The following is a 13056-nucleotide window of genomic DNA, read 5'->3' as shown; positions in this document are numbered from 1 at the left end:
TAAAACAATGAAAATTATTTTAAAATACATAAGTCTTCCATTGCTGATAATTTTGTGTCTTACAGTTATGACAAGCATGGCCGAGAATCCAGAAAAAAAGATTGAGGGCGTTTGGAAAGAATCAGTTTGGGAATATGAAAAAGTCGATAAAAACGATACTGTAAGTAAGGACTTTAAAAACCTTTCTAATTATGTTAAAGAAATTGCTAGTCAAAACCTAGTCATACATAAAACTGAAAAGTGGATTTTTAAGTCTAACAAAAAATTAATTCTTAAAGGGAAAGACACTACAAAAGAGTTAACCTGGAACATCAAAGGAAGAGGAAATATTCTTGAGTTAAAATACAATGATAACACCTTAGAACATTATACTCTTACAGAAATTTCAAACGACAGACTTGTACTCAATTTCAACACAAACACAGATATACGCGGTATTGTCCGCTTAACATTTGAAAAACTAAATAAAAATGCTTAGAAAATACAGTAACAGTAGATCGCATTCTGACAACCTTAAACTCGGTTCTTTATCCGCTTTCTCTGCCGGAATGATTAATATCGGTTCGCTACTGCTATTTTTTTCATTCTCGTCAAATATAACAGGGCATTATGCCGTTTTAGCTTCAGAAATAGCAAAAGGTAATATTTACCAGACCGTTGTCGTTTTGTCTTGGATTTTATTATTCTTCATGGGAAGTTTCATCTCAAACCTTGCTGTAATACATCTTAACCATAAGAACAGTTATATTGCTCACTCTATACCATTAATACTTGAAATAGTGTGCCTAATCACTGTTAGTATTTATGGAGACCATTTTTATAGAGAAACTTTAGCAGAAACTGAAATACTTTTGGCAATTATGTTATTTGCGATGGGGTTGCAAAACGGCTTAACAGCAAGTATTTCTAACTTCTCAATCAAAACAACACATTTAACTGGAACAACAACCGATTTAGGAATTTTGTTCTCAATGTTTACTAAGAAAGAATTTAGAAATAACAAAACATTAAAACAAAGAGCTAAACTATTATTATCAATAACCGTGTTTTACCTTATAGGTGCAGTGCTGGCAGGATTCACCTATAGGTATCTAGAATTCAAAATGTTTTACCTTGTAAGTTCAGTACTAGTAGTAATTATTGTATACGATTTATACAAGCTACGTTTGAAAATTTACTTGCATAAACGAAAACTATTTAAGCTTAAGCTTCCAGTTGTAGAACTAAAAGAAAATATCATTCTTAAAAAAGAAGAAAGAGTTGCTTAATTCAAGAGAAACTCCCCTGAGAGATTTTTTGTTTTTTCTTTTGGGGAGTTTTAACATTATTAAAGAAATTTTTTGATTTGCATCATAATTCCAGTATGCATTCCTTCGTGGTAATTATTAAATTCTATCGCATCCTTTGCACTTGTAACCGTATATCCAGTTGATGTAGTAAATTCGGTATAGGTTTTGAAAATATCGTTTTCAAAATCTTTTTTAGATTGTTCTAAAGTTGTAAATAACAACAATTTGATTTCCTCAACTTCTTCTTGACTCACATCGGTTTCGGGTTTTGTCCCTCTCATGTATTTAGCAACCATTGCATCTGAAATCACCATAGGCAATCCTGACAATCTGTAAACCAGCATTTGTTGTACGACTACTATATGACCAATATTCCATATCAAATTATTACTAAATCCTTCTGGAACTTTATTTAGTTGTTCCAGTGTATGATCTTCAAGAAATTTCAAAAGAACATTACGTGATAAAAGGTTAATTTTAAAAGTTGTTTGCATAGTTATAATTGTATAAAATCTTCAGTTTTAGGGAAAGCATTCATTACATCTACAACAATTTGCGGTGTTGGACTTGCTAATTTTCTCAACTTTGTATCCATCCAAGCTCCGTCAACACTAATCACTGCACAAAGTTCATCTCTTTGATTTCTCAGTTCATGAACGATAGTCCAACGCGAAGCATCTGCTTTCATTTTTCCCATCTTAGTTGTAATCGTAATTGTATCACTTAAATGAATTTCTTTTCTAAAAATTGCTTCTTCTCGGAACAAAACTGGACCAAAAAACTGTTGTTGCATCACTTTCATGGTCAAACCATGTTGCTCTAAAACTTCGATACGGTGCTGTGCCCCAAAATCGTAAAAAGCACTGTGGCGCATATGAAAATTAGGATCAAGATCTGACCAGCGAATAGAAATCTCTTTTGTAAAAATACCCATAAATTATTTTTTTTCAAAAGTAAACCAAAACCTCCAACCGTAAAGTTAAAAAGTTAATTTTGTAGAACAATTTAAATAATTTTTAACGTGATAAAATCATTGTACTTTATCCTTCTTGCCAGTTTTTTTATTAGTTGCAAAAAAGAAAACCCAACTATTAATATCAAAAAAACAAACACTGAATTTGAAGCTTCAAAATCAAATATTGACACTTTAGCTTTTGACATAAAAAAGTTCGAAAAGTATAGCGTATACAAATCTGATACTACCAAAATAGAAATTGAAATCCCAGTTTCAAAAACAAAATCTGTGGTTACAGACAGTATCAATAAGTTACTATTAAAAAAATTCCATTCGATATTCACAAACGATACGCTTCATGAACCCAAAAATTTCGATGCCATCTGTTCTACTTTCATAACAGAATATAATGACTATCTAAAAGAAGACTCTGAATATAGTACTGCTTGGGAAGCTATTGGCCACGCATCAATTAACTATCAATCGCCCAAATTAATAAACGTAACGATCAGCTACTATGCCTTTACAGGTGGTGCACACGGTAATGACGCTTCACTTTCCTTTTTAATTGATGCTAAAACTGGCAAACAAATCAAAAAAGAAAACTTGTTTTCCGACCTTAAGGGATTTACAAAATTAGCCGAACAGAAATTTAGAAAACAACAAGAAGTTCCTAAAAATGTCAACATCAATGAAACTGGATATTGGTTTACTGATGAAAAATTTCATTTACCTAAAAACATCTTCCTGACTAAAAAAGGAATAGAATTAGTTTACAATCAATACGAAGTTGCTTCTTATGCAGAAGGCCCAATTGTATTATTAATCCCTTACAAAGAAGCTGAGAAATATTTAAAAATAAAATAATGAGAAAAATATATTACTTAAAAACGTGCAGTACTTGTCAGCGTATACTTAAATCATTACCTCATCTTGACACTTTCGAACTACAAGACATAAAGACTGAGCCTATGACGGTTAAACAAGTAGAAGAAATGCAACAAATGGCTGGTAGTTATGAAGTCCTTTTCAGTAAAAGAGCTACTCTATATAAAGAAATGGGACTGAAAGATGAAAAACTTACTGAAGCCGACTTTAAAAGATATATTTTAGAACACTACACCTTTTTATCTCGTCCAGTAATTATTGTTGATGGTAAAATATTTGTTGGAAACAGTGCTAAAACTGTTGACGCAGCTATTCAATTTTTGAGCAATGAGTAAAAGAAATTGGGCGCTTATTGCCGCTACATTGGTATCCATTATTTATGGTGTGACTTTTACGATTGCCAAAGATGTTATGCCAAAATATATTGATGCTTTCGGATTTATATTCCTTCGAGTTGGAGGTTCAATGTTGTTATTCTGGCTTTCTACTTTATTTGTTAAAACAGAAAAAATTGAAAAAACAGATTTTCCAAGAATCATTGCTGCTTCTTTTTTTGGAATTGCTTTTAATATGCTCACTTTTTTTAAAGGACTAAGCTATACTTCTCCCATAATGGGAGCTGTTTTAATGGTTACTACCCCTATGATTGTATTGGTTCTTTCTGCCATACTTATAAAAGAAAGGATGGAAAATCGAAAAATACTAGGTATTTTGCTAGGTCTGGCTGGAACTGTAACTTTAATACTCTACGGAAAATCGATGGTCAATGCACCCAATGCCATGTTGGGTAATTTCTTGGTATTTGTAAATGCTGTTTCGTATGGCTTTTATCTCATCATTGTCAAAAAGCTAATGGATAAGTACAAAGCGATTTCTTTTGTAAAATGGATTTATTTCTTTGGATTTCTAATGGTTATACCTTTTGGCTGGAGCGAATTTCAAGCGGTAGACTGGACAATTGTGCCTACATCTGCTTACTTAAAAATAGGCTTTGTAGTTATTTTTTCGACCTTCCTGACTTATCTACTGAATTTGCTTTCGATGAAAGAACTAAAACCCACAACAGTGGCAGTATTTATCTACTTACAACCGCTTTTTGCTTCTATTTTTGCCATTGGATTGGGAAAAGATGAATTGAGCTGGGTTAAAATTGGTTCTGCTTTATTAATCTTTATTGGAATTTATTTAGTGACACAAAAAAAGCAAACAGCTGTAAGCAAACAGTAATCAGTTGTTACAATTTCTGAAAACTAAAAAACACTATCTTTACACCTTATTTTTCGCTTATGATACAATCAATGACAGGTTTTGGTAAAGCATCTTTGCAATTAACCACAAAAAAAATTACTGTTGAATTAAAATCATTAAACAGCAAAGGTCTGGATTTAAATGTGCGTATGCCATCAGCGTATCGTGAGATGGAATTAGGCTTGCGTAATCAAATTTCTCAACAATTAGAAAGAGGAAAAATTGACTTTTCGTTATATATAGAAGTTACTGGAGAAGAAACTTCTTCAAAAATCAATGCACCTATCGTAAAAGCCTATATTGCGCAAATGAAGGAAATACTTCCTGAAGCAGATGCAACCGAGTTAATGAAAATGGCAGTTCGTATGCCTGACGCTTTAAAAACTGAGCGTGAAGAAATTGATGAAAATGAATGGAACGAAATCCAAAAAGTAATTAATGAAGCTTTAATTGGCATCAACCAATTCAGAAAAGATGAAGGACAATCTCTTGAAAACGAATTCAAAACACGAATTTCGAATATTCGACAATTGATGAATGATGCCGTTGCCTACGATGCAGAACGAGTAGAAACTGTAAAAACAAGACTTCGCACTGCATTAGATGAACTTCAAGCAAATGTAGATGAAAATCGTTTCGAGCAAGAATTGATTTTCTATTTGGAAAAATATGATATTACTGAAGAAAAAGTTCGACTTGGCAATCATTTAGATTATTTCCTAGAAACCTTAAAAAGTAATGAAGCAAACGGTCGAAAACTAGGATTCATTACTCAGGAAATGGGTCGTGAAATAAACACCATGGGATCTAAATCAAATCACTCAGAAATGCAAAAATTAGTGGTAATGATGAAAGATGAATTGGAAAAAATAAAAGAGCAAGTGCTTAATGTTCTTTAAAACTTAAAAAATGAATAACGGAGGAAAATTAATCGTATTCTCAGCACCATCAGGATCTGGAAAAACAACTATAGTAAGACATTTATTAGGAATTGACGAATTGAATTTAGAGTTTTCAATTTCTGCTGCAACTCGCGAACCAAGAGGTCAAGAAGTTTCAGGAAAAGACTATTACTTCATGTCAATTCATGATTTCAAGCAGCACATCAAAGCCGAAGATTTTGTAGAATGGGAAGAAGTATACCGTGATAATTTTTATGGCACATTAAAAAGTGAAGTAGAACGCATTTGGGCTTTGGGTAAGAATGTAATTTTTGACATTGATGTGGCTGGTGGATTACGCATTAAACACAAATTCCCTGAACAAACCCTTGCTGTTTTTGTTAAACCGCCAAGTGTAGATGAACTTAAACGCCGTTTAAAAGAACGCTCAACCGAAAGTGAGGAAAAAATCAATATGCGTATTGCAAAAGCTCATGTCGAGTTAGCTACAGCGCCCCAATTTGACACCATTATCAAAAACTATGATTTGGATATAGCTAAGCAAGAAGCTTATGAATTAGTAAAAAATTTCGTGAATAAATAAACTTACTCAATGAAAGTAGGATTATATTTTGGAACATTTAATCCAATCCATATTGGACATTTGATTATTGCCAACCATATGGCTGAGTATTCTGACTTAGACCAAATTTGGATGGTGGTTACCCCACACAATCCTCACAAACAAAAAAACACCTTATTAGACGATTACCATCGTTTGCACATGGTACATTTAGCTACTGAAGATTTTCCAAAAATAAAACCTTCTGATATTGAGTTTAAATTACCGCAACCCAATTATACTGTAAACACACTAGCACATTTACAAGAAAAATTTCCTGTGTATGAATTCTCATTAATTATGGGTGAAGACAACCTGAATTCGTTGCACAAATGGAAAAACTACGAACATATTTTATCTAATCATGATGTGTATGTTTACCCAAGAGTAAATTCAGGTGAAATGAATTCTGAATTTGCTAATCATCCAAAAATTCATCGTGTAGGGGCTCCAGTCATTGAAATTTCTTCTACTTTTATTCGTGAAAGCATCAAAAAAAAAAAAATGTAACTCCTATGTTACCCCGTAAGCTTTGGGAATATGTGGAGCATAATTTGTTTTATAGAAAGTAGAATATGGGGCCAATATTTGCAATCGCAATACATTTAATCTTAATTGGTCTTGTAAGTCTCATTTTATCAATTCCTACATCAATCACAACTTATTTTTTAAGTAAAAAAGAGAAAAAAAGAAGAACCTTTCTTGCTTTTTGTTCTCCATTTATTTGGCTTTACAGCATGTATTTTTTTGCTTTTACTGGTTCAATATTCGTATCTAAAATTAAAGATATAGATGAAGGAGTTGGTGATTATTGGTATGCTCCAATAAATGAAAAATATAAAATATCATTTATTGATTTACCTGAACAAGCTTACATTGAAGATGAAGAGACTGAAATAATTACTGATATTGATGAAGTCCAATTAATTGGAAACAACTTCATAGGAAACACATTTAATAATAAATTTTTCCACATCAATCTGCAAACTAACAAAGTAACTAAAGTTGAGACAGAGAAAGAACTAAAAACTTTGGTAAAAAATCAAAAATTTAATTTCATTAAAGCTTTCGATTTTTACAATCAGAGGCGATGGCAGGTTGCCGGCACAAGTTTTATCATTGTTGGTGTCTTATCTTTAATCTTAAGTTCATGTTTAGTTTTGCTTTTTATAAAACTAATTTTAAAAGGGTTTTCCCTTTTCACAAAACCCAATCCTTAACATTCTTTTACCATTTGTTCCCAAAATTGTTCCGTAATTTTATGACTCATTAAAAAAAATGTAGTCATGACAAACTTCGAATTATACAATCCCACCAACTATGTGTTTGGAAAGGGACAAATTACAAAGCTTCCTGATTTAATAGCAAAAGGGAAAAAAATATTACTAGCCTACGGTGGTGGAAGCATCTTTAAAAATGGTATTTACGATCAAGTAAAAACCGCTTTAACAGGTTATGAAATTGTAGAATTTGGTGGAATAGAGCCAAATCCACGTTACGAAACCCTGATGAAAGCAGTTCAAATTATCAAAGACCAAAACATTGATTTTATACTAGCTGTAGGTGGCGGAAGTGTGATTGATGGTGTGAAATTCATTTCGGCAGCCGTGAAATTTGAAGGAGAACCAAAAGAAATTCTACACAAACGATTATTAATCAAAGATCTTTCTCAGGTTATCCCTTTTGGAACTGTTTTAACATTGCCAGCAACCGGTTCAGAGATGAATTCGGGAGCTGTAATTACCATTAATGAATCACAGGAAAAACTATCTTTTGGAGGTAGTGCTTTGTTTCCTCAATTTTCTATTTGTGATCCAACTGTAATTGAATCGTTACCCAAAAAACAAATTCAAAACGGAATCGTAGATGCTTACACTCACGTTTTAGAACAATATTTAACCTATCCTCACGATGCATTATTACAGGATAGAATTGCAGAAAGCATTTTACAGACTTTGGTCGAAATTGGTCCATCAGTAGTTGAAAACCCAAGTGATTATAAATTAGCTTCTAACTATATGTGGTGTGCAACCATGGCATTGAACGGATTAATCCAAAAAGGAGTCCCTTCAGACTGGGCAACTCATATGATTGGGCATGAGCTAACAGCATTATACGAAATTGACCATGCCAGAACATTGGCAATCATTGGCCCTAATTTATACCGTGTGATGTTTGAAACTAAAAAAGACAAACTAGCTCAATATGGAGAAAGAGTTTTTGGCATTACTGGTAATACTATAGAAGACAAAGCAGAAAAAGCCATCGAAAAAACTGTTGAATTCCTTCATGAAATGGGAATGCAGACAAAATTATCTGAAAACACTTCAGACAATTATACAGAAACAGCCGACTTTATTGTAAAACGATTTGAAGAAAGAGGTTGGAAAGCATTGGGCGAAAAACAGAATATTACCCCAGAAAAAGTTCGTGCTATTGTAGAAATGAGTTACTAATTGTTGCCTGAGGCTCTCGAAGGCAAAATTTCGAAAGGCGTTCAGATTTATACCTGAACGCCTTTCTACTTAACACCAAAAACAAAACGTAACTTAACTTTATTTATATTTATTAACTCTCTAATTTTCCTGCAGTACTTTTTGCTCTTTCTCTTGGAGTTGTTACTCCTTTTTTCATGTACTGAATAAATCCTCGACCAACAAATTCATAGGTTGTCCCTGATGCATTGTGGTATAATCGAATCCTACTATCATTAATAACGGTGATGGTAAACGATTCATTGCCCCAAAAATCATAATCTAATGTTAAAATTTTACTGTAATAGCTAGATGTGTTAGAAATGCCATATAATCCTGTAAAATCCCAATAGATATTATTGTATGGTGTACCAGGTGCATCTTGTGATGAACGGAAATTGTTATCACTCCCTCCTGCAATGAACTGAATAAAATGTTCGTTATCAAAATCATTTAACGCTCCATAGTTACTTGTATATACCTTTTCCCAAGCTTTATATTCTTGTAAAAAATAATGTAAATTATCATAGAACAATTTATTGTAATCAAAAGAACTTCTTTGGTAACCGTTTAAATAATAAGTTACATTCTCACTACGGTTATACAATTTAATTCGGTTAGAAGATAACTGATATACCTCAAGGTCATAAATCCCATAAATATCATGATATACCCTTACAGCATTTGTAAAATAATTATAGCTTCCTATACGCACTCCAAAACCTCCTCCAGTTGAACCAATACCTGCCAAATTGTTATTAGCATACATACTCCCATTCACAAACGAAACAGTAAAGGCTCTTGTTAAAAAAGGAACATCACCGCTTCCTGTTGTTGCATCATAGTCTACATACCACAAATCGTATCCTTCCATAAGTTGTGGTAATGAAATACCATTATCTACATATGTATCTTCAACATATACTTCCTTCACACATGCCGTAAAGAGCAGTGGAGTAAAAATGGCCAACAAAAGTATTTTTATAGTTTTCATAACCTGTGTTTTTTATAGTTTCATATATCATAAACCAATATGCGTGCCAAAAATTTTATACCTTTGATTTTTCTTTTATAAAAACGTCGTTCCGACTTTTATTTAGGAGCTTTTTCCCGCTATTCGCTATATCTTTTTTGGCAACTTCAAGAATCTCAGTCGCCATAAAAGGATATCGCTACTATCGGGGCTAAAAAATAAATTATGAGTGAAAAACCAAAATTTGCCGTTATAGGTGGTGGTAGTTGGGCCACAGCCATTGTGAAAATGTTAACTATGAATGTTGACCAAGTAAATTGGTACATGAGAAGCGTATATGCTATAGAACATTTAAAACTTCACAAACACAACCCAAACTATTTAAGTTCGGTTGAATTTGACATCAAAAAACTAAACCTAACTAATGATATTAACGAGGCAGTAAAAGATGCTGACTATATAATATTTGCAATCCCTTCGGCTTTCCTAAATAACGAACTTCAAAACTTAACCGAAGATCTGCAAGGGAAAGTCATTTTTTCGGCAATTAAAGGTATTGTTCCAGAAACCAGTATGATTGTTGGTGAACACTTCCACAAAAATTATAATATCGATTATGATAATATTGGTGTTATAACAGGCCCTTGTCACGCCGAAGAAGTTGCTTTAGAACGCTTATCATATCTAACAATTGCATGCGGTGATGCTGCTAAGGCGAAAATAATGGCTAAAAATCTAGCTAGTTATTTTATAAAAACCAAAACCACTGATGACATCATCGGCACTGAATATGCAGCAGTTTTAAAAAACATTTATTCGATAGCTGCTGGTATTGCTCATGGTTTGGGTTATGGAGATAACTTTCAAGCTGTATTAATGAGTAACGCGATTCGTGAAATGAAACGATTCATCAAGAAAGTTCATAAAATGAAACGCAACATCAACAATTCGGCATATTTAGGAGACTTGTTGGTAACGGGTTACTCAGTCTTTTCCAGAAACAGAATGTTTGGTAACATGATTGGTAAAGGCTATACTGTAAAATCAGCACAAATGGAAATGAGTATGGTTGCCGAAGGATATTATGCTGCAAAAAGTGCTTGGAATTTAAATAAAGAATACAAAGCCAAAACTCCTATCCTAGATGCTGTTTACGAAGTATTGTATGAAGGAAAAGAAGCAAAACAATCGTTCAAGAAACTAACGGATAAATTGAATTAATTGACAAGTAAGTAATCTAAATGAGTTGTTGTAATTTATAAAAAATTCATGCTTACTTTACTATGAATGAACATTTAATAATTGAAGACATCAACTGTTGGATGGATGGTGGATCCATTACTTTAAAAGTGAAAGAAAATGGAATCAAGTCTTTATGATATTGAGTTTATCCAAAAAAGTTTCATTGGTAAATAGAAAAGGATTCCCGATACCTGGAAGTTTAATACTAAATGTCAAAGAAGTTGAAATTAGATCTGATTTAGAAAATGAAATTCTTTCAAAACTAAAATCTGCCAGATTTAGCACAAAAATAATTGACAATGAAAAACAGATATTGCATAAAATAATTCAAGAATCAATAAGTTTTATTGAATCGGATAATTATATAGAGATAGCCAAAAATAGTTGGCCGGATAAAATAGCCAAACAGAACAAAGGTTTTTACTGCAATAGTAATTTCTAAAATTATTTTACTACAACTCCATTCTTCCAAATATGAGGCACTTCCTCGGTAGCATGTTCGTTAATTGTATTTTTACGGAAAGTGAATTTTTTATCATACAATGTATTTCCTATGAAATAGGTCACCATAAACTCGTTATTAAGTGCTAAAACGCTATTTTCAATCATTTCTACCTTTACAGCAGATACAGTTGGAACTTTCATAAATGCGTGTCTTAAAAGCGACGTTTTGCGCATTTCTCCATCAATGGTTCCAAAGGCTTTAGAAACAACCATCACACTATCCAGATCAAAATCTGAATCATTTACTAAATAAACATACCATACTTTGTCCATAAAGTCATCACTCCACTCTTGTATAGCAGCTAGGAATACATTTTCAACTTTAGGTATTTCGATATCTTTTTTCATAATATACAGAAGAAAAAACCCTTTCAGATTTATTAGAAAGGGTTAATATATTTTATGTTAAATACTTGATTTAAATTGCTCTAAGAAACGTACATCATTTTCATAGAACATACGGATATCACTTATTTGATATAAAAGCATTGCCATACGCTCGATACCCATTCCAAACGCAAAACCGTTGTACTCGTCTGGGTTAATGTCACAGTTTTTCAAAACATTAGGATCCACCATACCGCAACCCATAATTTCCAACCAACCTGTACCCTTAGTAATACGATAATCAGTTTCTGTTTTTAATCCCCAATAAATATCTACTTCAGCACTTGGTTCTGTGAACGGGAAATATGACGGACGTAATCTAATTTTAGATTTTCCGAACATTTCTTTAGTGAAATATAAAAGTGTTTGCTTCAAATCAGCAAAAGAAACATCTTTATCTATGTACAATCCTTCTACTTGGTGGAAAATACAGTGTGAACGTGATGAAACCGCTTCATTACGAAATACTCTTCCTGGAGAAATCGTACGAATTGGCGGTTTATTATTCTCCATATAACGCACCTGTACCGATGATGTATGTGTACGTAATAAAATATCAGGATTTGTCTGAATAAAGAACGTATCCTGCATATCTCTAGCTGGATGATATTCTGGCAAATTTAATGCTGTGAAGTTATGCCAATCGTCTTCAATTTCTGGTCCTTCAGAAACATTGAACCCAATGTTTGAGAAAATATCAATCACTTGATTTTTAACCAAAGAAATAGGATGACGAGAACCAATTTTGAACGGTTCAGCTGGACGCGATAAATCGCCGTAAATTCCTTTTACTTCTTCTTTGCTTTCTAATTCATCCTGAATTGCCTTTACTTTCTCTTCAGCGATGGTTTTAAGCAAATTGATTACTTGTCCAAATTCCTTTTTCTGATCATTAGGGACGTTTTTAAATTCGGCAAAAATATCCTTCACCAAACCTTTACTTCCTAGGAACTTAATTCGGAATTCTTCTAGTTTTTCTTTATTCTGAGTTGTAAAAGCTTTCGCTTCTTCAATATATTCTTTAATCTTATCAGTCATCGTTCTTCGTAATAAGGTGCAAATTTACAATTTTTAGTTTACAGTACACAGTGAACTATTTACAGTATTTAGCTGATTACTTTCTTTTCCAAAAAATAATTTACAATAGCTTCTTTCATTAAAACCGATTGTTCACCCGCTTTAAGTGGTGGCAACTCTTCTTTAATTTTATAATGTGGCCATCCTTCGTTATCAAAATAATCAAATTCATAATAACCATAAGGTTCAAGTAAACGACAAATGGCAATATGCATTAAGTTAATTTTTTCGTCTTTTTTGTAAGTTGTATTGAACTTTCCGAGCTCTTGAACACCAATTAAATAAATTATTGCATCAAGATCAAGTTCATCCCCTTCAGCAAATTTTTCTGAAAGAAATTTAACTATAGAGTCCCAACGTTCTTTGAGTTGTATATCGCGTGACATTTTTTGAGTTATGAGTTATGAGTTATGAGTTTTAAATTCATAATCACAAAATTAGTGTGCAAAGATAGTGCTGAAAATCTTTTCTGTTGGTTGTTTATACAATTTTATTAAATTTGAGAAAAAAGAGACA

Annotated in this window: 17 protein-coding genes and 1 pseudogene; 12 read left to right on the top strand and 6 right to left on the bottom strand. The window is 32.6% G+C overall.

The genetic code is table 11. The features are described from left to right. Positions 1-7: 7 nt before the first annotated feature. Complete coding sequence (locus tag LJY17_RS12555; RefSeq protein ID WP_264544166.1) at positions 8-478, top strand: hypothetical protein; 471 nt, start codon at positions 8-10, stop codon at positions 476-478. Next, positions 471-1268 (top strand): YoaK family protein, encoded by a 798-nt coding sequence (locus LJY17_RS12550; RefSeq protein ID WP_264544165.1) that lies wholly within the window; start codon positions 471-473, stop codon positions 1266-1268. The genes LJY17_RS12555 and LJY17_RS12550 overlap by 8 nt, the downstream gene beginning before the upstream one ends. A gap of 59 nt (positions 1269-1327) precedes the next feature. Here the strand turns inward: LJY17_RS12550 and LJY17_RS12545 are convergent, their stop codons facing one another. Together LJY17_RS12545 and LJY17_RS12540 are read right to left on the bottom strand one after the other, a co-directional pair. Then, positions 1328-1783 (bottom strand): DinB family protein, encoded by a 456-nt coding sequence (locus LJY17_RS12545; RefSeq protein ID WP_264544164.1) that lies wholly within the window; start codon positions 1781-1783, stop codon positions 1328-1330. Between the two features lie 2 nt (positions 1784-1785). Next, entirely contained in the window at positions 1786-2223 is a 438-nt protein-coding gene (locus tag LJY17_RS12540; RefSeq protein WP_264544163.1) for an acyl-CoA thioesterase, read from the bottom strand. 87 nt (positions 2224-2310) lie between these two features. Here LJY17_RS12540 and LJY17_RS12535 point away from each other — a divergent pair, with 87 nt between their 5' ends. The 8 genes and pseudogenes from LJY17_RS12535 to LJY17_RS12500 all read left to right on the top strand — a co-directional run bounded on the left by LJY17_RS12535 (position 2311) and on the right by LJY17_RS12500 (position 8339). Continuing rightward, a complete protein-coding gene (locus tag LJY17_RS12535; protein ID WP_264544162.1) occupies positions 2311-3111 on the top strand; it encodes a DUF3298 and DUF4163 domain-containing protein in 801 nt (266 codons plus the stop codon). Continuing rightward, positions 3111-3467 (top strand): arsenate reductase family protein, encoded by a 357-nt coding sequence (locus LJY17_RS12530; RefSeq protein WP_264544161.1) that lies wholly within the window; start codon positions 3111-3113, stop codon positions 3465-3467. The genes LJY17_RS12535 and LJY17_RS12530 overlap by 1 nt, the downstream gene beginning before the upstream one ends. Next, a complete protein-coding gene (locus tag LJY17_RS12525; RefSeq protein WP_264544160.1) occupies positions 3460-4359 on the top strand; it encodes a DMT family transporter in 900 nt (299 codons plus the stop codon). The genes LJY17_RS12530 and LJY17_RS12525 overlap by 8 nt, the downstream gene beginning before the upstream one ends. Positions 4360-4418: 59 nt before the next feature. Continuing rightward, positions 4419-5279, top strand: coding sequence for a YicC/YloC family endoribonuclease (locus LJY17_RS12520; RefSeq protein WP_264544159.1), 861 nt, complete (start codon positions 4419-4421; stop codon positions 5277-5279). Positions 5280-5289: 10 nt separating this feature from the next. Next, positions 5290-5865: a guanylate kinase gene (gmk, locus tag LJY17_RS12515; protein WP_264544158.1), complete on the top strand. Its 576-nt coding sequence runs from the start codon at positions 5290-5292 to the stop codon at positions 5863-5865. Between the two features lie 9 nt (positions 5866-5874). Continuing rightward, positions 5875-6455: pseudogene (nadD, locus tag LJY17_RS12510) on the top strand (nicotinate (nicotinamide) nucleotide adenylyltransferase). Positions 6456-6458: 3 nt separating this feature from the next. Beyond that, complete coding sequence (locus LJY17_RS12505; protein ID WP_264544157.1) at positions 6459-7103, top strand: hypothetical protein; 645 nt, start codon at positions 6459-6461, stop codon at positions 7101-7103. 66 nt (positions 7104-7169) lie between these two features. Next, positions 7170-8339, top strand: coding sequence for an iron-containing alcohol dehydrogenase (locus LJY17_RS12500; RefSeq protein WP_264544156.1), 1170 nt, complete (start codon positions 7170-7172; stop codon positions 8337-8339). A gap of 112 nt (positions 8340-8451) precedes the next feature. Here LJY17_RS12500 and LJY17_RS12495 read toward each other — a convergent pair whose 3' ends face one another. Beyond that, on the bottom strand, positions 8452-9351 hold the full coding sequence (locus tag LJY17_RS12495) for a nicotinic acid mononucleotide adenyltransferase (protein ID WP_264544155.1): 900 nt from the start codon (positions 9349-9351) through the stop codon (positions 8452-8454). Between the two features lie 204 nt (positions 9352-9555). Here LJY17_RS12495 and LJY17_RS12490 point away from each other — a divergent pair, with 204 nt between their 5' ends. Both LJY17_RS12490 and LJY17_RS12485 read left to right on the top strand, forming a co-directional pair. Continuing rightward, on the top strand, positions 9556-10551 hold the full coding sequence (locus LJY17_RS12490; RefSeq protein WP_264544154.1) for an NAD(P)H-dependent glycerol-3-phosphate dehydrogenase: 996 nt from the start codon (positions 9556-9558) through the stop codon (positions 10549-10551). Between the two features lie 154 nt (positions 10552-10705). Then, positions 10706-11014: a hypothetical protein gene (locus LJY17_RS12485; protein ID WP_338441412.1), complete on the top strand. Its 309-nt coding sequence runs from the start codon at positions 10706-10708 to the stop codon at positions 11012-11014. Positions 11015-11016: 2 nt separating this feature from the next. Here the strand turns inward: LJY17_RS12485 and LJY17_RS12480 are convergent, their stop codons facing one another. The 3 genes from LJY17_RS12480 to LJY17_RS12470 all read right to left on the bottom strand — a co-directional run bounded on the left by LJY17_RS12480 (position 11017) and on the right by LJY17_RS12470 (position 12926). Next, positions 11017-11424 (bottom strand): hypothetical protein, encoded by a 408-nt coding sequence (locus LJY17_RS12480; protein WP_264544152.1) that lies wholly within the window; start codon positions 11422-11424, stop codon positions 11017-11019. Between the two features lie 57 nt (positions 11425-11481). Further along, positions 11482-12501 (bottom strand): phenylalanine--tRNA ligase subunit alpha, encoded by a 1020-nt coding sequence (gene pheS, locus LJY17_RS12475; RefSeq protein WP_264544151.1) that lies wholly within the window; start codon positions 12499-12501, stop codon positions 11482-11484. A gap of 68 nt (positions 12502-12569) precedes the next feature. Beyond that, on the bottom strand, positions 12570-12926 hold the full coding sequence (locus tag LJY17_RS12470) for a hypothetical protein (protein WP_264544150.1): 357 nt from the start codon (positions 12924-12926) through the stop codon (positions 12570-12572). Between the last annotated feature and the right edge of the window lie 130 nt (positions 12927-13056).

The organism is Flavobacterium hankyongi (genome assembly GCF_036840915.1).
GTDB lineage: Bacteria > Bacteroidota > Bacteroidia > Flavobacteriales > Flavobacteriaceae > Flavobacterium > Flavobacterium hankyongi.
The sequence above is the reverse complement of the archived record's forward strand: the minus strand, read 5'-3'. Positions and strand labels throughout refer to the sequence as shown.